We start from the raw sequence: 16,867 nt of genomic DNA on the forward strand, positions 1-16,867 counted from the left end.
TCCGCGATGGCATGGGATGAGCCACCGCAAGATACCCAGACGCACAGGGCCACCCCATACGGCAACTGTCGTATTTTTAGCGACGGGATTACGCGATGCCCTCAGCCTGTTCAACGTCACCCTGACAGTACTGAAGGATTGCTTCATCGACAGCGCCCCGGATACAGGAGCCGGAAGCGGCGTGCAGCGCGGATCTACCTGCTCAGGCGCCGCCCCACCCTCCCTCACCGAGGGTAGCCACTGCTGCCGAACTCACCGCGCTGCCTGCCATTGCCGGGAAAAGCGTCGTCACATTGCTGCTTATGCTGGTGCTTCCACCGGCGGGCACGCCCCTTTGAGCTTGCTTTCATCCTCGGTGACCAACTCCCGCAACGTATCAAGAAACAGCTTGATCACCGGCGAGTCGTCGTCCGCACGATAGGTGGCATACAGGGGCACTTCCGGCAGCGCGGGGGTCAGACGTCGAAACACCAGCCCAGCGGGCGCCATCGGCTCGATGGACGCTGGCAACAGCGCCACGCCGAAACCGGCCCGCACCAGGCTGAGCAAGGTTTGCACCTCGATCACCTGCTGGCGGATTTGTGGTGTGAACCCAGCCTTGATGCAGCACTGATAGAGAAAGTCGGCAAAGCGCGACTGCTTGAGCTCCAGCGCCACGAAGGGCTCCTGCGCCAGGTCCGCCGGCGCCAGGCTGTCGCGCCTGGCCAAGGGATGATCGGCCGGCATGACCACCCGGATCGGCTCGTAGAGCAGCAATTCATTACGCAACTGTGGATCGTCGTAACCGACCCGGAACACGCAGGCATCGATGCGTTTTTCCTTCAACGCCTTGACCTGTGCCGCGGGGGTCATTTCATGCAGGCGCCAGGACACCTGCGGATAGCGCTCGCGGAAGAGGTGCAGGGCCCGTGGCAGCACGCCGATCATCACCGAGCTGATCATGCCGATTTCCAGCTCGCCCACCTGGCCTCGACCGGTCTGGCGAGTCAAGGCCAGTGCACGCTCAAGTTGTTCGAACACCAGTGGCGCCTGCTCCTTGAGCATCTGCCCGGCCGCTGTCAACTCGACCCGATGGTGGCTGCGCTCGAACAGCGGCGTCCCCAGTTCCTCTTCCAGCAGCCGAATCTGCTGGCTCAGCGGCGGCTGGCAGATGTGTAAACGCGCGGCAGCGCGCCCGAAGTGCAGCTCCTCGGCCAGGGCCATGAAATACCGCAGCAAGCGCAGGTCCATGAAGGTTACCCCAGCGTCAGTGGTGTCGAGCGCTGGCGCACGCCGGTCAGGCTGAACAGGGCATTGGCGATGGCCGGCGCCACCGCCGGGCTGCCCAGCTCACCGACGCCGCCGGGCTTGCCCGGCTCGCCGTCCAGCACCAGGATGTCCACGGCCGGCATGTCCGACATGCGGGCCACCCGGTAGTCGTGGAAGTTGCTCTGCACCACCCGCCCCTGCCTGATGTCCATGCGATCGAACAGCGCGTGGCCGAGGCCCCACATCAGGCCACCGTAGATCTGCTCTTCGACACCCGCCGGCGACACCGCCAGACCGCAATCGACCACGCAGGTGAGCTTGTCGACGCTGATTGCCCCGTCCTTTCTGGAAAGCCTGGCGACCACTGCAATAAAGCTGGTGTAGCCCTGGTTGGTGGCAATTCCCAGTGCCGTTCCCTCCGGCAATGGCTGGCCCCAGCCGGCACGCTCGGCGGCGCGTTTGAGCACCGCGACATGCCGGGGCCGTTCGTGCATGTTGGCCAGGCGAAACGCCAGCGGATCCTGCCCGGCCCCATGGGCCAGTTCGTCCATGAAGCTTTCCACGGCGAACACGTTGGGGATGAAGCTCACCGAGCGATACCAGCCGCTGGGCACTCCGCTTTCATGCCTGACCCAGGCCAGGTCCAGGTTCGCCGGGCGATAGGCGAAATCCCACGCAGTAATGGCTTCGGTGGTGCTGTAGTCCATGTGGTCCGGACGCTCGAAATAGCCCGGCTCCCACTGCTCCGGCGAGGCCGGCGATACCGCGTTGAGTTGCAAGGCGGTCAGGCGTCCGTCAGCGTCCAGAGCGCCCCTGGCCCGGTGCAAGGTGGCCGGGTGCATGAACAGCGCGCGCATTTCATCTTCGCGGCTGTTCATCAGCTTGACCGGCACCCCGGCCTGTTTCGCCAGATACGCCACCTCGAACAGCCAGTACTTGGACTCGCGCGCACCGAAACTGCCGCCGGACACCAGCTCATGGATGGTGACCCTGTCCTTGGCGATCCCACATACCTTTTCCGCGGCCTCCAACGCCGACGACGGTACCTGCACCCCGCCCCAGTAGGTGATCGCGTCGCTCGATACTTGCGCGGTGATGCACACCGGCTCCAGTGGGTTCTGCACCTTGTACGGCATGCGATAGTCGGCTTCGAGCAGCTTCGCGGCTTTCGGCCATTGCGCCGCGACATCCCCCGCCGCCAGCGCGACAACCCGTTGTGCGGCCTCGTCGTCGATGGCCGCTGCCTGCGCGGCCGCCAACTGATCGCTGTCGAACCCGCCCAGGGGCGAATCGCTCCATTGCACCTGCAATAACTCGCGCCCCTGACGGGCAGCCCAGTAGTTGTCGGCCAGGACAGCGACACCTTCCTGGTTGCCGCCCAGCACATCGGGCCTGCCCGGAATCGCGATGACCTTGCGCACGCCTGGCACCTGCAGCGCCGCGCTGGAATCCAGCTTCAGCACTTTCGCCCCGATCACCGGCGCGCGCTGGACCACCGCCACCAGCATCTGCGGCAGCGTCACGTCGATGCTGTAGGTGAATCGCCCGCAGACCTTGGCCGCCGCATCCCGCTTGTGCCGCAACTTGCCGATGTACTTGAACTGCTTCGGATCCTTCAGCGTGACCTTGGCCGGTGCCGACAATTGCGCGGCGAGCCCCGCCAGTTCACCGTAACCGCAGCTACGCTGACTGGCGGCATGCAGCACCCGTCCGTCTTCGGTCGAGCAACTGTCCGGAGTGACACCCCACTGCCTGGCCGCCGCGGCGATCAGCAGCGCGCGGGCGGTCGCGCCAGCCATGCGCAAGCGCTCGTACTCCAGCGAAACGCTGGTGCTGCCCCCCGTGGAGTAAACCTTCCAGATCGGATGGATGTAGGCCTCGAAGAACGGATTTTCCGGCGTGATCACCTGCACGGTCATCGGGTTGACGTCCAGTTCCTCCGCCACGCACGCGGCCAGGGCGGTCTGGGTGCCGGTGCCGGAATCGTGCTTGTGCACCACCAGTTTCACCGTACCGTCGGGCAGCACCCGGACCCAGGCATTGGGCTCGAATTCACCGGTCGTGGCCGGCGTCGTGGGCTCCGCCGCCGCATCCGCGGGCAGATAGAGCGCAATCGCCAGACCGGAAGCGACGGTGGCCGCCTGCTTGAGAAAACGCCGGCGCGACGGTTCGACAGGCATGTCGTCGACAAGTCTCATCACGCCTCCTTCGGCGCGGACGCCGCACGCTTGATGGCTTTGTTGATCCGCCCGTAGGTACCGCAGCGGCACAGGTTGCCGGACATGGCGTTGCGGATCGAGTCATCGGTGACTGCCGCGCCCGTGTTGATCAACGCCGCAGCAGACATGATCTGGCCGGATTGACAGTAACCGCATTGCGGGACATCTTCGGCAACCCAGGCCAGCTGCAACGGATGCTGGCCAGTCGGCGACAGGCCCTCGATGGTGGTGATGCTGTGTCCCGCCGCGGCGGCGACCGGCAGTTGGCAGGAACGCACCGCGACACCGTCCAGGTGCACGGTACAGGCGCCGCACAGGCCCATGCCGCAACCGAATTTGGTGCCGGTGAGCATCAAGTGGTCGCGCAATACCCATAACAGCGGCATGGAAGGCGATGTCCCCGCCAGCTCGTGTCGTTCGCCGTTTACCGTCAGTTCGATCATTGTCAGGCTCCAGGAGAGCGGCCCGTCTTTGCGCGGGCCTGGTGACCGCATAGTGGGAACCCGAGGAAATTCGGGCCAGCAACGATTTCTGCCATCGTCTGTAAGCAGGACTAACAGCATGTACAAGCGATACCCGTCGGTGCAGTCCATGAGCGCGTTCATCCAGGCCGCGCGCAGCGGCAGCTTCTCGAGCGCGGCGCGCAAACTCGACCTGACCCACAGCGCGATCAGCCAGCAGATCCGGACCCTGGAAGACTTCGTTGGCCAGCCGCTGTTCGTGCGCGAAGGCGGCGGCAGCAAGCTGACCGACGCCGGGCAGTTGTTCGCCAGTGTCCTGTCCGACGGATTGGCGCAGATCGACCGGGCGCTGTCTTCGGTCAAGAACCGAAGGGTGGCGCAACGACTGACCCTCGATGTGGACAGCGAGCTGGCCCAGAGCTGGCTCAATCCACGGCTACCGGAATTGCTCGACTCGCTGCCTGACCATGAGGTGGTGCTGCTCTCGAAGCCGCGCACGGATCGCGGCGCCTTCGAGCGAGTGGACCTGGCATTGCGCTACGGCTATGGCGATTGGGAAGACTGCGAGATGACGCAGATCTGCGGTGATCGGGTCATGGCGGTGGCCTCCCCTGCGTTGATCGAGCGCCATGGACTGCAGTTGCCGATCACGCCGGCCCAGGTACTGGAGTTGCCGCTGCTGGGATACACGCGACGCTCGTGGATTCCATGGCTGGATGCGGCTGGGATGGCGCCGGTCGAACCGGGCGCACGGGTGGTGTTCGACAATGCGGCGAACCTGATCGCAGCAGCCGAGGCCGGGGTCGGCGCAGGATTGGTACGCGGCCTGCTGGCGGCGGACGCATTGCGCGCCGGGCGTCTGGTGAAACTGAACGCGGCCGAAATTCCAGCGCATTACAACCTGTATGCGGTATGGCCGCCGGGGCAAGCCGAGCGAGTGGCGCCGGTGGTCGAGGCGATCAAGCAGCTGGCTTCGCAAACACGGCGCTGACCCCGTCGCCGGCACGCCAGCGGCCGGCGGCAAAACCACGAAAGCAAGAACCCCATCAGCCGGAATGGGCGGACACCATCGGTTGGTGCCCCCTATGGCAGCGTGTTCCTTGCAGGTTGCGAGCACACTCGCTCCCAGGCTGCCCTCGAAAACGCCGCTTCTCCATAGCGGGGAAGCGGCGCTTTCCCCGGGCCGGCCTTCCCCATATCGAGCGCATATCAACACCCCTCCCAATTAATATTGTACGAACGCCTCACCGCCTTCCAATACTCCCCCCAGCAGCCAGCGTCCCACGTCGGATGCGACCAGGCGGGGGAATGCGCACGTCTCTTGCGCATAGAAACGGCCGATTTTCCGGGACGTGGTTGCTGCGAACCGCAAGGTTCCCTTCCCGCTATCAGGAGATCGACTTCAATGATCATCGATATCAGCTGCTATCCAACCGATCAGGTTGACCTAGCCTGGCGGCATGACGGCGACCCGTTCACCGGCGAGCGTCTGCTGGAGATGATGGATGGCCCGTACATGGTCAACGGCAAGCCTCGCCGCATCGACAAAGCCTTCATCCAGCCGCCGCAAGGCAACACCATCTACACCTGGACCGACGGCGAACTCAGCGGTCGCGAATCCATCGACGCCTACATGGCCTACACCCTGAAGATGGTCCAGACCTACCCGGACCGCTTCATCGGCTGCTTCGTCTACAACCCGCGCTGCGGCGTGGAAAACGGCGTCGAAGCGATCGAGCGCTACGTCAAGGAACACGGCTTCAAGATGGTCCAGATGCAGGCCAACATGCACGCCTATCGTCCGGACCGTGCGCTGGACTGGGTGCGCCCGGCCTTCGAGAAATGCGCGGAACTGGGTATCCCGGTCAAGCTGCACACCGGCGATGGGCCTTACAGCATCCCATCGGAATGGGTTCCGATGATCAAGGAGTTCCCCAACGTCGATTTCATCATGGCTCACTTCGGTGTGCAGACCGGTGGGGTCTACGTGTTCGAGCCGATGCAATGGGCGATGGAGCTGCCCAACGTCTACTGCGAGTCGGGCTGGTGTCTGCAATCGCGGATCGTCGAGTTCGCCAAGGTCCTGCCGACGCACAAGATCCTCTTCGGCACCGACACGCCGCCGAACGAGCCGGGCATGTGGCTGCGCCTGCTGGAAGTGCTCTGCCATGAGCCGCCCCAAGGCCTGAACCTCGATGAGGACACCCTCGAAGACTACCTGGGCAACAACACCGCACGGATGATCGGGCTCGAACCGACCCCGCCGCCGCGTTCCGTTTCCGAAGCCGAGGCGCAACTCAAGCGCCCTGTCACCACTCAACTGGCCAGGAGCTGAACCGATGATCATCGATACCCATCTGCACCCCACCAACCTGGTCGACGAGGCCTGGCGCCACACCGGCGAACCCTTCACCGGCGAGCGCATGCTCAAGCTGATGGACGGCCCTTACATGATCAACGGCAAACCACGCCGCATCGACATGGGCTTCATCCAGCCGCCACCGGGCAACACCGGCTATCGCGACGGCAACCGCCGGGGCCGTGAAGGCGTGCGCGACTACATGTCCTATGTCGCCGAACTCTGCGTGAAGTACCCGGACCGCTTCATCGGCAACTTCACCTTCAACCCGCGCTGGGGCCCGGAAAACGGTGCGGCGGAGCTGGAATTCCACGTCAAGGAATACGGTTTCAAGATGCTCAAGCTGCACGCCAACATGCACGGCTACCGCCCGGACCGCGCACTCGACTGGCTGCGCCCGGCGATGAAGGTCTGCGCCAAGTACAACATCGTGGTGCTGATCCACACCGGCGACGGGCCCTACACCATCCCGACGATGTTCTACCCGATCATCCGCGAGTTCCCGATGGTCAACTTCATCATCGGCCACTTCGGTATCCAGACCGGCGGCAATTACTCGTTCGAGGCGTTCTGGATGGCGATGGACACGCCGAACGTCTACTGCGAGTCCGGCTGGTGCTTCCAGTCGCGCATCGTCGAGTTCGCCAAGGACCTGCCGCGCAACAAGATCGTGTTCGGCACCGACTCACCGCCGAACGAGCCCGGCATGTGGCTGCGAGAACTGGAAGTGCTGTGCTCGCCTGCTCCCCAGGGCCTGGGGATCGACGAGGACCACCTTGAGGACTACCTGGGCAACAACATCGCCCGGTTGTGCGGCATCGAGCCTACACCGCCACCCAAGGACCTGATCGAGGCGGACCTCCGTCTGAGCACGACCTACCTGTAACACAGCGGCAACTTCCAGGCGCACAGATGAACCGGCGTTCGATCGAGCAGGCCGACGGCCTCTCGATCAAACGTCGCCCTCAGCCCTGCGCGCCTGCTTTTTCAAGAGGTGAAGCTATGCCCCTCTCAACGCTCGGCGATACCCAGGACTTCCACGCCTTCATCGATACCTATCGCCGGCAGTATCCGGACGATGTACTCACCGTTCAGTCCCCCCTTTCCGCCGACCAGGAGGTCACCGCCCTGGTCGATGCCCTGGCCGCGCAAGGCCGCGACCCGCTGTTGATCTGCGAAAACGTCGGCACGCTCGGCGTGCCGGTGGCCACCAACCTGTTCGCGTCCAGGACCCGCATCGCACGAATCTTCGGCGTTAGCCCGGCGCAGCTGCACGAAACCTTTCAGAACCGCGCCAACCATCCGATCCTGCCGCGCTACGTCGAAACCGGTCCGGTACTCGACGAGATCTTCGAGGGCGAAGCGTTGGACCTGGCGCTGCTGCCGATGCTCAAGCATTTCGACAGTGACAGGGGGCCGTACATCACCAACGCGATCATCATCGCCGAAGACCCGGTCACCGGCATCGCCAACATGAGCTACCACCGCTCGATGCGCCACGCCCGGCAGACCCTCGCCACCAGCCTGCATTCCCGTGGCCACCTGTGGCGCATGCTGCAAAGCGCCCGTGAGCGCGGCGAAGAACTGCACGTGGCCATGGTGGTCGGCGCTCACCCGCTGTTCATGCTGGCCGCCGCCGCGCGGCTGCCGTTTGGCAGCGACGAGCGCGCAGTGGCAGGCGGACTGTTCGGCGCTCCGCTGGAACTGGTCAAGACCCCGCGCTATGGCATCGGCGTGCCGGCCTACGCCGAGTTCGTGCTGGAAGGCGCGATAGACCCGGCCGGGTATGCCGAAGAAGGTCCATTCGGCGAGTTCAGCGGCTACTCCTCGGACCGCTCGACCAACAACGTCCTGCGGGTCGACACCCTGATGCGCCGCAAGGACGCCTGGCTGGTGGACGTGGTCGGAGGTCGCTACGCCGAACACCTGACCCTGGCGAGGCTGCCGCGGGAAGCGGAGATGAGCGAGAAACTCAAGGCGCGCTTCCCCGCCGTCACTGCGGTGCACTACCCCAACTCCGGTACTCACTTTCATTGCTACGTGGCACTGGATCAAAGCCGCGATGGCGAAGCGCGGCAGATCATGCTCGCACTGCTGGGCTGGGACCCGTACCTGAAAACCGTGATCGCGGTGGACGGTGACATCGACATCACCGATGACAGCCAGGTGCTTTGGGCGCTGGCCACGCACTTCCAGCCCCACCAGGACATCTTCGTTGTCGACGGTTTGCCCGGCAGCCCGCTGGATCCCTCCTCCTCCGTCAACGGCACCACGTCGCGGATGGGCCTGGATGCCACCCGTGGTTCGGGATTCGACGGAATCAAGGCGCAACTGGACCAGAAGGTGGTCGAGCGCGCGCATGATCTGCTCAGGAGCATCCAGTCATGAACCGCCAGCGGATGGTGGTCGGCATCAGCGGTGCGTCGGGCTTCATCTACGGCGTACGGCTGCTGGAGCTGCTGGCCGAGCTGGACATCGAAAGCCACTTGATCATCAGCCGTGCCGCGCTGCTGACCATGGCCCATGAAACCGACTACAAACTGGCGGACGTCACGGCACTGGCCAGCCATTACCACCGCGCCGACGACGTGGCCGCCGGCATCGCCAGCGGTTCGTTCCGCTGCCTGGGCATGGTGGTCGCGCCCTGCTCCATGCGTACCCTCGCGGAAATCGCCACCGGTACCTCCACGGGCCTGATCGGTCGCGCCGCCGACGTCACCCTCAAGGAACGCCGGACTCTCGTGCTGATGGCCCGTGAGACGCCGTTGACCCTGGCGCACCTGCGCAACATGACCGCCGTCACCGAGATGGGCGGAATCATCGCCCCGCCGGTCCCCGCCTTCTATGCCCGTCCGCAGACCCTTTCGCAAATGGTCGATCACAGCCTTGGCCGTGTCCTCGACCTGTTCGGCCTAGACGCCGGTACCACGCTGCGCTGGGGTGAACCCGGCCCAGCGTCCACTGGCCATTTCTCCCCATCGAAGGAGCTCGCATGAACAGTCCACTCCAGCAACCGACCCCGAACCGCAAGATTCCGGTGACCATCCTCACCGGCTTCCTCGGCGCCGGCAAAACCACGCTGCTCAACTACATCCTCAAGGAAAACCACGGTCGCAAGATTGCCGTAATCGAAAACGAGTTCGGCGAAGTCGGCATCGACGGCGATCTGGTGCTCAGCTCCGAAACCGAAGAAATCTACGAGATGGTCAACGGCTGCGTGTGCTGCACCGCTGAGGTCCGCGAGGACCTGGTGCGCATCGTCCGCGAACTGGTGGCACGCCCGGTGCGGCTCGATCACATCCTGATCGAAACCAGCGGCCTGGCCGATCCGTACCCGGTAGCGCAGAGCTTCTTCATCAACGACCCGATTTCCGAAGAAGTGGAGCTGGACGCCATCGTCGCCATGGTCGACGCCAAGCACATCACCCAGCACCTGGAAGATCTGCAACTCGACGGCGCCGACAACCAGGCCGTGGACCAGATCGTCTGTGCCGATCGGATCGTCATCAACAAGATCGATCTGGTCAGCGATGCCGAAGTGGCGAGTCTGAGCGAAAAGATTCGCGGCTTGAATGCCACCGCGGATCTGGTGACCTCCAGCTACGCCGAAATCGACCTGTCGAAGATCTTCGGCGTCGGAGCGTTCGAAGCCACCCAAAAGCTGATGGAAATCGGCTCCAACCACGATCACCACGCCGATGAGCATCATCACGGCCACGACCACGATCACGATCACGACGATCTGGCGCATGAGCATGATCCCAGCGTTTCCTCCGTCGGCATCGCCGTGGATGGCGCGGTGAACCTGGGCGCCTTCCACCGCTGGATCAGCGAACTGCGCGTCCAGCAGGCCGACAACCTCTACCGCATGAAAGGCGTACTGGCGGTCGAGGATCAGGACCAGCGCTACGTGCTGCAAGGCGTGCACAGCCTCGTCGAGTTCCGCGCGTCCACCTCATGGGGCACGGAACCACGCTCCAGCAAGATCGTGTTCATCGGCCGCGACCTGGATCGTGCGGCGCTGAACCAAGGATTCGCGGCCTGTCTGGCCAGCTGAGAAAAAAGCATCGGCGCCGGTGGATGGCGGCTCCGGGCACGCAGAACGAATACCCCTCTCTACCCAATAAAAACAGCAAGAGGTGATTCCCCATGTCGTCAGCCAGTACCGTCTCCACCGTCCACCCGGTCGACCAGATACTGCCGGTCCGCCAAATGCTCACCCTCGGCCTGCAACACATGGCCGTCTCGTACATCGGCGCCATCGCCGTGCCGTTGATTGTCGCCAGCGCCTTGAAAATGTCCGAAGCCGATACCGTGGTACTGATCAGCACCACACTCTTCTGCTCCGGGATCGCCACCCTGCTGCAGTGTGTCGGCTTCTGGAAATTCGGCGTGCGCCTGCCGATCCTCCAGGGCGTGGCGTTCAGCAGCGTCGGCCCGGTCATCGCCATCGGCAGCGACCCCCAGGTGGGTTTTGCCGGGGTTTGCGGAGCGGTGATCGGCGCGGGGATCTTCACCCTGCTCGCCGCGCCGCTCGTGGGTCGATTGCGGCGGTACTTCCCGCCGGTGGTCACCGGTTGCATCGTCACGGTGATCGGCCTGCAACTCTTCCCGATCGCCTATGAATGGATCGGCGGCGGCCGCCACGCCAGCGATTTCGGCGCGCCGACCTACCTGGCCGTCTCTGTGGTGGTGCTGGCGACCATCCTGCTGGTGAACCGCTACGGCGGCCCGCTGATGCGCAACATGGCGGTGCTGATGGGCATGCTGGTGGGCGCGGGCCTGGCCTACGGACTGGGCATGGGCAGTTTCCACAGCGTTCAGGAAGCCCCCTGGCTGACCGTGCCCTACCCGTTCCACTTCGGCCTGCCGACCTTCAGCCTGATCCCGATCGCGACCATGGTGGTGGTGATGATCGTGCAGATGGTCGAATCCATGGGGCTGTTCGTCGCCATCGGCGACATCGTCGACAAGCCAGTGAGCGAGAAACAGGTGATCGGCGGCCTGCGGGCCAACGGACTGGCGAGCACCATCGCCGGAATGTTCGCAGCGTTTCCCTTCATTGCCTTCATGGAGAACGTCGGGCTGGTGATCCTCACCGGGGTGCGCAGCCGCTGGGTGGTGGCGATCAGCGGGCTGCTGATGTGCTCGGTGGCGCTGGTGCCCAAGGCCGGGGCGATCATCGCCTCGATGCCCACCGCAGCCCTCGGTGGCGCCGGGGTCGCCATGTTCGGTGTGGTCGCGGCAGCCGGGATCCAGACGCTGGCCAAGGTCGATTACGAACGCAACCGCTACAACGTCCTGATCGTCGGTTTCACCATCGTGGCCGCCCTGGTGCCGGTGATGGCGCCGACCCTGTTCAAGCAACTGCCCGAGTGGTCTCAGCCGTTCCTGCACAGCAGCGTGGTGATCGCCTGCCTGGTGTCGGTGCTGCTCAACGCGGCGCTCAACGGCGTCAGCGCCCCCGACAGTACAGCCAGCAAGTCCGCCTCCCACACCCTCTGACTGGAGAAGCCCATGACTCAACTTCAGAACACCCTGATCAAGAACCCGCAGGCGGTGATGACCGGCTTGCGCGGCCCGCTCGCCCGGGCAGGCAACGTCGACATCCGCATCATCGACGGGCGCATCGCCGAAATGGCGGAAGGCCTGACGGCGCAACCCGGCGAGCGGGTGATCGACGCCCGTGGATCGGTGGTGTATCCGGGCTGGATCAACACCCACCATCATCTGTTCCAGAACCTGCTCAAGGCGGTGCCGGAGGGTTTGAACCAGGACCTGCAAGGCTGGCTGGCCAGCGTGCCCTATCCACGCCTCAACCGCTTTACCCCGCAACTGGCGCGAATCGCCGCGCGCCTGGGCATGACCGAGTTGCTGCTCTCCGGGGTGACGACCTGCGCCGATCACCATTACCTCTACCACGCCAACGGCACCACCGAGTCCGGCGACCTGCTGTTCGACATGGCCACCGAGTTCGGCATGCGCTTCGTCCTGTGCCGGGGGGGCGCGCTGGAGTCGGCAAGCGCCCATCCGGGGTTCTCGAAAACAGCGCTGCAACCGGAGACACTGGACCAGATGGTCGGCGACATCGAGCGACTCAAATCGCGGTATCACCAGGACACCTCGGATGCGATGCGCCGGGTGGTGGTGGCGCCGACCACGCCGACCTTCTCGCTACCGCCGACACTGCTGCGCGAACTGGCCCACTCGGCACGCGGCCTCGGTCTGCGGCTGCACACGCACCTTTCGGAGACGCAGAACTACGTCAACTTCTGCCGCGAGAAGTACAACTGCCTGCCGGTCGAATTCGTCGCCGAACACGAATGGCTTGGTCCTGACGTCTGGTTCGCCCATGCGGTGCATATGCAGCCGGCGGAGATCCGCATGCTCGCGCAGACCGGCACCGGCATTTCCCACTGCCCGGTCAGCAACGCGCGGTTGGGCAGCGGCGTCGCCCCGGTGCCACAGATGTACGAGGCCGGCGTACCGATTTCCCTGGGGGTGGACGGGGTGGCCTCGAACGAGTCCGGGAGCATGGTCGGCGAAGCGCATACCGCATGGCTGATCCATCGCGCCGAGCAAGGGGCATCGGCCACCACGGCCGAGGATGTCATCCATTGGGGGACGGCCGGGGGGGCGAAGGTGCTGGGACTGGGCTCGGTTGGCACACTGGAAGTCGGGCAGGCGGCCGATCTGGTGATCTACAGCCTCGATCACCCGCGCTTCTTCGGTTTCCACGATACCGCGCTGGCACCTGTGGCCGCGGGCGAGCCGATTACCGTGCGCTACAGCATGGTCGGGGGGCGGCTGGTGGTCGACGACGGCGTTATTCCTGGCCTGGACCTGGAGCGCATGCGCGCCGAGGCCTGGGAAGGGGTGCAGCAGTTGATGCAGATCGACGACTGATCCACTCCCTCGTAGGAGCCGGCTTGCCAGCGCTGGCTGGCCTTCAGGCCGGACTCCTACGGCGCTCCCCCTCGGGACAACTCGATATGTCCGGCTCCCTGCGCCGTGCCAGTAGACGCACGTCCTGCGCAAAGCCTCACCGAGAAAAACAAGAAATTCCCCGAGTCGAACGGGGTGATGACTCAAGGAAAACAGAAGATGCAGAAACGCACGTTACCTGCCTGGCAGGCCATTGCCGTCGGTGTTCTGTCGTTGGCTGCGGCCAGTTCAGCGAAGGCGTCCGAGTGGAGCGACAGCTCTATCAGCTACTTGTACGGCACTCGCTTTGCCGAGCCGGGCATCGATGATTCGATCGCCAAGAACATCGTCGAATTCACCTATGTTGATGGATACCAGTACGGCGGCAACTTTCTCGACATACAGGCGCTGTTTTCTGACAGCAACGATCCCGCCGAAGATAGCGACGACGGCGCCACGGAAGTGTATGTGGTCTATCGCCACCAACTGTCGCTCAATAAAATTTCCGGCGGGGACTTCAAGTGGGGACCTGTTCGGGACTGGTCGCTGTCGGCCGGCCTCGACTGGAACACCAAGAACACCGCTTTCGCGCCAGAGAAACGCATGTTCGTCGTCGGCCCGACCATTAATTTCGACGTACCGGGTTTCTGGGACCTGAGCCTGATGTACCGCACCGAGAAGAACCACAATGGCTTGCCCTTCGCCCGCGAGCACGATGTCCGCTTCGACGATACCTACTATGTGGAAACCGCTTGGGACACTCCCTTCCAGCTCGGCTCGGTATCACTCAAATTCAAGGGTTTTGCCAACTTCGTCCCGCCCAAGGGCAAGGACGGCTTCGGTCACGACACCGTGAGCGAGACACTGGTACACGCTGCCGTGCTCGTAGACGTGGGCGAGCTGACGTTCGGCAAGAAAAACACCCTCTTCGCCGGGGTGGGTTACGAATACTGGAAAAACAAGTTCGGCAACAACTCCGCCAATACGCCCGGCACCGAGGCCAATACACCGTTCCTGAACCTGGAATGGCATCTGTAAGACCCCATCACCCCAAAATGGGGCATCGAGGGGGCCTTGCTGTATAGCCTCCATCAGCCCGCGTGCGCTTGAAACCGACAGGGAACGCCTATCAAGGTGACAGGAATTTGCGAATCGCCTGGATCGTCTGAGTAGGCGCCTCCTCCATCAGCCAGTGCCCGGCGCCGGGCACCACCACTTCGGTGACGTTATCGGCAGCATTGCGCATGACGATGGCTTCGTTGGCGCCGAAGGACTTCTCACCGCCGACCGCAAGCACCGGCATCGTCAGGCGCTTCTTGTTCGACGCTTCGTTGTCCACGGCATCCTGGCGGATGCTGCGGAACTGTGAGAAGGCGGCGTGCATCGCACCAGGGCGGGCGTAAAGTTTCGCGTAATGCTCGCGAGTGGCCTCATCCACCTTATGCGGATCGCCGGCGAAATCATTCCAGAAGCGATCCAGATAGATCCGCTCGCGCCCGGCCACCAGTCGCTCCATATCGGCCCCGCCGAAGTCGAAGTGCCAGAGAAGCGGGGAACGGACGATGTCATTCCACGGCGGGATTCCGGGGACCGGAGCGTCCATGACCACCAGCCGCTCGGTCCGCTGCGGATAACGCGCCGCATAGGCGTAGGCCACCATGGTGCCGATGTCATGGCCGATGACCACCGAATGCTCGATACCCAGCGAAGCCAACACGGCGCGGACATCGCCTGCCTGGGTCTTCTTGTCGTAGCCGCCGGACGGGATCGATGACAAGCCCATGCCGCGCAGGTCCGGGACCACGACGGTGTGGTCCTTGGCCAGATCCTTGGCCAGCGGAGCCCACATGTCGCCGGTATCGCCAAACCCATGGAGGAGCACCACGGCCGGCCCGGCTCCACCAACGCGCACGTGAAGGGTTGCGCCCTCTACCGCAACGTCCTGGGTACGAAAGGAGGCCGGGAACGCAACTACCCCGGCCTGGGCCGGAATGCTCAGGGTCACCAGCAGCGAAGCGCTCAGCAGGGTTCGAATCATCGTGGCATCTCCGGGGGTGTCGACTGATGGAGCGTAGTTCGCTTTGCGACGCCTACACGAGATTGCTCTGACGTCCTGAGCCGCTGCGGGAGCTGATGTGCCAGTGAGCGAGCTGTCCGGGCGCTCAGACACTCAATGCAGCCACTCATGCACCAGAAAGCAGCGCAATGCCTCTTTCAGGAGCGCTGATCACAGGAAAAAGCTCTTCGCAATCCACCTGGGCGCATTGCAGCTGCGCTGCAATGGCGGTTTTCCGGAGTTGGCACGGCATTCGCTTTTACCGATGCGTGCAGGAGTCATCCGGACCACCGGAAAGCGGCACCACAATCTGACAATGGATGACTAGGGTTCCGGCTCGCGCAGCGAGCGGCTGGTCCGAGAGTCATCGACCTCCAGCGAGGTTACACGGCGGGACAAAAGCCCGGGAGACGAGAGCGCCATCGTGCCGCCCGACTCCTGCCCGCCCGACAACCGACCTGGAGATTGTCCATGCGCAAGCCCCTTCTGACCGCTCTGCTCGCCGCCGGTCTCGCCGCTTTCAGTCTCGGCGCCAGCGCCGCCACGAAGAACAGCTTCAACCTCTGCTGGACCATCTACGCCGGCTGGATGCCATGGGAATACGCGGCCAGCCACGGCATCGTCGACAAGTGGGCGAAGAAGTACGGCATCGAGATCAAGGTCACCCAGCTCAACGACTACATCGAGTCGATCAACCAGTACACCGCTGGCCAGTTCGATGGCTGCACCATGACCAACATGGACGCCCTGACCATTCCCGCGGCCGGCGGCGTCGATTCCACCGCGCTGATCGTCAGCGACTTCTCCAACGGCAACGACGGCATCGTGCTCAAGGGCGAAGGCAAATCCCTGGCCGACCTCAAGGGCATGAACGTCAACCTGGTGGAACTCTCGGTCTCCCACTACCTGCTCGCCCGCGCGCTGGAAAACGCCCGCCTGACCGAGAAGGACGTGAAGACGGTAAACACCTCCGACGCCGACATCGCCGCCGCCTTCAACACCGAGGACGTGCAGGCGGTGACCACCTGGAACCCGATGCTCGCCGAAGCCCGCGCCAAGCCGGGCACCACCGAGGTGTTCAACTCCAGCCAGATCCCCGGCGAGATCATGGACATGATGGTGGTCAACAGCGCCGTGCTGAAGGACAACCCGGCGCTGGGCAAAGCCCTGACTGGAGCCTGGTTCGAAACCGTGGCGCTGATGCAGGGCGACAGCGCCCAGACCCGCGCCGCACTGGAGCATATGGCCAAGGCCTCGGGCACGGACCTCGCCGGCTACCAGAGCCAGCTCGCCACCACCAGGCTCTTTGCCACGCCGAAGGAAGCACTGGCCTTCGCCACCAGCCCGAAGCTGCCGGCGACCATGGACAAGGTCGCGGCCTTCTCCTTCGCCCACGGCCTGCTCGGCGAAGGCGCCAAAAGTGCCGAAGCGATCGGCATGAGTTTCGCCAAGGGCATCGCCACCGGCGATGCGCAGAACCTCAAGCTGCGCTTCGACCCGACGTACGTGCAGATGGCGGCGGACGGCAAGCTCTGAGGCGCCTTCGGACAAGACCTTGCTCGTAGTCGAAGCGCCCTCTCCCTAACCCTCTCCCTGAAGG

Annotated in this window: 14 protein-coding genes and 1 riboswitch; of the genes, 10 read left to right on the forward strand and 4 right to left on the reverse strand. The window is 64.0% G+C overall.

Annotated elements, in window-relative coordinates:
• Positions 1–300: 300 nt before the first annotated feature.
• From O6P39_RS15260 to O6P39_RS15270, 3 genes are read right to left on the reverse strand one after another with little or no spacing between them, the layout of a single operon-like run.
• A complete protein-coding gene (locus tag O6P39_RS15260) occupies positions 301–1,230 on the reverse strand; it encodes a LysR substrate-binding domain-containing protein (RefSeq protein WP_275607349.1) in 930 nt (309 codons plus the stop codon).
• Positions 1,231–1,235: 5 nt separating this feature from the next.
• Positions 1,236–3,446, reverse strand: coding sequence for a molybdopterin cofactor-binding domain-containing protein (locus tag O6P39_RS15265; protein WP_275607350.1), 2,211 nt, complete (start codon positions 3,444–3,446; stop codon positions 1,236–1,238).
• Positions 3,446–3,910: a (2Fe-2S)-binding protein gene (locus O6P39_RS15270; protein ID WP_275607351.1), complete on the reverse strand. Its 465-nt coding sequence runs from the start codon at positions 3,908–3,910 to the stop codon at positions 3,446–3,448. Before O6P39_RS15270 ends, O6P39_RS15265 begins: the two co-directional genes overlap by 1 nt.
• Before the next feature lie 118 nt (positions 3,911–4,028).
• Between O6P39_RS15270 and O6P39_RS15275 the strand changes: the two genes are divergently transcribed.
• From O6P39_RS15275 to O6P39_RS15315, 9 genes are all read left to right on the forward strand, one after another.
• Entirely contained in the window at positions 4,029–4,919 is an 891-nt protein-coding gene (locus O6P39_RS15275; RefSeq protein ID WP_275607352.1) for a LysR substrate-binding domain-containing protein, read from the forward strand.
• A gap of 414 nt (positions 4,920–5,333) precedes the next feature.
• A complete protein-coding gene (locus tag O6P39_RS15280) occupies positions 5,334–6,263 on the forward strand; it encodes an amidohydrolase family protein (protein ID WP_275607353.1) in 930 nt (309 codons plus the stop codon).
• 4 nt (positions 6,264–6,267) lie between these two features.
• Positions 6,268–7,173 carry an amidohydrolase family protein gene (locus O6P39_RS15285; protein WP_275607354.1) on the forward strand — a complete coding sequence of 302 codons (906 nt, stop codon included), beginning with the start codon at positions 6,268–6,270 and terminating at the stop codon, positions 7,171–7,173.
• A gap of 116 nt (positions 7,174–7,289) precedes the next feature.
• Positions 7,290–8,675, forward strand: coding sequence for a UbiD family decarboxylase (locus tag O6P39_RS15290; protein ID WP_275607355.1), 1,386 nt, complete (start codon positions 7,290–7,292; stop codon positions 8,673–8,675).
• On the forward strand, positions 8,672–9,283 hold the full coding sequence (locus tag O6P39_RS15295; protein WP_275607356.1) for a UbiX family flavin prenyltransferase: 612 nt from the start codon (positions 8,672–8,674) through the stop codon (positions 9,281–9,283). The genes O6P39_RS15290 and O6P39_RS15295 overlap by 4 nt, the downstream gene beginning before the upstream one ends.
• Entirely contained in the window at positions 9,280–10,344 is a 1,065-nt protein-coding gene (locus tag O6P39_RS15300) for a GTP-binding protein (protein ID WP_275607357.1), read from the forward strand. The genes O6P39_RS15295 and O6P39_RS15300 overlap by 4 nt, the downstream gene beginning before the upstream one ends.
• A gap of 92 nt (positions 10,345–10,436) precedes the next feature.
• Positions 10,437–11,792: a nucleobase:cation symporter-2 family protein gene (locus tag O6P39_RS15305; RefSeq protein WP_275607358.1), complete on the forward strand. Its 1,356-nt coding sequence runs from the start codon at positions 10,437–10,439 to the stop codon at positions 11,790–11,792.
• A 12-nt stretch (positions 11,793–11,804) separates the two neighbouring features.
• Complete coding sequence (locus O6P39_RS15310; protein ID WP_275607359.1) at positions 11,805–13,193, forward strand: amidohydrolase family protein; 1,389 nt, start codon at positions 11,805–11,807, stop codon at positions 13,191–13,193.
• Positions 13,194–13,391: 198 nt separating this feature from the next.
• The gene (locus O6P39_RS15315; protein WP_275607360.1) at positions 13,392–14,249 is read left to right on the forward strand and encodes a hypothetical protein; all 858 of its coding nucleotides are present in this window, start codon (positions 13,392–13,394) and stop codon (positions 14,247–14,249) included.
• Between the two features lie 91 nt (positions 14,250–14,340).
• Here O6P39_RS15315 and O6P39_RS15320 read toward each other — a convergent pair whose 3' ends face one another.
• Complete coding sequence (locus O6P39_RS15320) at positions 14,341–15,249, reverse strand: alpha/beta hydrolase (protein ID WP_275607361.1); 909 nt, start codon at positions 15,247–15,249, stop codon at positions 14,341–14,343.
• A gap of 331 nt (positions 15,250–15,580) precedes the next feature.
• Positions 15,581–15,679, forward strand: a riboswitch (guanidine-I (ykkC/yxkD leader).
• Positions 15,680–15,738: 59 nt separating this feature from the next.
• Here O6P39_RS15320 and O6P39_RS15325 point away from each other — a divergent pair.
• Entirely contained in the window at positions 15,739–16,803 is a 1,065-nt protein-coding gene (locus tag O6P39_RS15325) for a putative urea ABC transporter substrate-binding protein (protein ID WP_275607362.1), read from the forward strand.
• The last annotated feature ends 64 nt before the right edge of the window (positions 16,804–16,867 follow it).

This window comes from Pseudomonas sp. PSE14 (assembly GCF_029203285.1).
GTDB lineage: Bacteria > Pseudomonadota > Gammaproteobacteria > Pseudomonadales > Pseudomonadaceae > Pseudomonas.

Bases quoted from the DNA above. Each gene is read 5' to 3' on its own strand.
- O6P39_RS15270 (WP_275607351.1), bottom strand. From the start codon at position 3,910: ATGATCGAACTGACGGTAAACGGCGAACGACACGAGCTGGCGGGGACA.
- O6P39_RS15325 (WP_275607362.1), top strand. From the start codon at position 15,739: ATGCGCAAGCCCCTTCTGACCGCTCTGCTCGCCGCCGGTCTCGCCGCT.
- O6P39_RS15265 (WP_275607350.1), bottom strand. From the start codon at position 3,446: ATGAGACTTGTCGACGACATGCCTGTCGAACCGTCGCGCCGGCGTTTT.
- O6P39_RS15300 (WP_275607357.1), top strand. From the start codon at position 9,280: ATGAACAGTCCACTCCAGCAACCGACCCCGAACCGCAAGATTCCGGTG.
- O6P39_RS15310 (WP_275607359.1), top strand. From the start codon at position 11,805: ATGACTCAACTTCAGAACACCCTGATCAAGAACCCGCAGGCGGTGATG.
- O6P39_RS15285 (WP_275607354.1), top strand. From the start codon at position 6,268: ATGATCATCGATACCCATCTGCACCCCACCAACCTGGTCGACGAGGCC.
- O6P39_RS15320 (WP_275607361.1), bottom strand. From the start codon at position 15,249: ATGATTCGAACCCTGCTGAGCGCTTCGCTGCTGGTGACCCTGAGCATT.
- O6P39_RS15280 (WP_275607353.1), top strand. From the start codon at position 5,334: ATGATCATCGATATCAGCTGCTATCCAACCGATCAGGTTGACCTAGCC.
- O6P39_RS15315 (WP_275607360.1), top strand. From the start codon at position 13,392: ATGCAGAAACGCACGTTACCTGCCTGGCAGGCCATTGCCGTCGGTGTT.
- O6P39_RS15295 (WP_275607356.1), top strand. From the start codon at position 8,672: ATGAACCGCCAGCGGATGGTGGTCGGCATCAGCGGTGCGTCGGGCTTC.
- O6P39_RS15305 (WP_275607358.1), top strand. From the start codon at position 10,437: ATGTCGTCAGCCAGTACCGTCTCCACCGTCCACCCGGTCGACCAGATA.
- O6P39_RS15290 (WP_275607355.1), top strand. From the start codon at position 7,290: ATGCCCCTCTCAACGCTCGGCGATACCCAGGACTTCCACGCCTTCATC.
- O6P39_RS15275 (WP_275607352.1), top strand. From the start codon at position 4,029: ATGTACAAGCGATACCCGTCGGTGCAGTCCATGAGCGCGTTCATCCAG.
- O6P39_RS15260 (WP_275607349.1), bottom strand. From the start codon at position 1,230: ATGGACCTGCGCTTGCTGCGGTATTTCATGGCCCTGGCCGAGGAGCTG.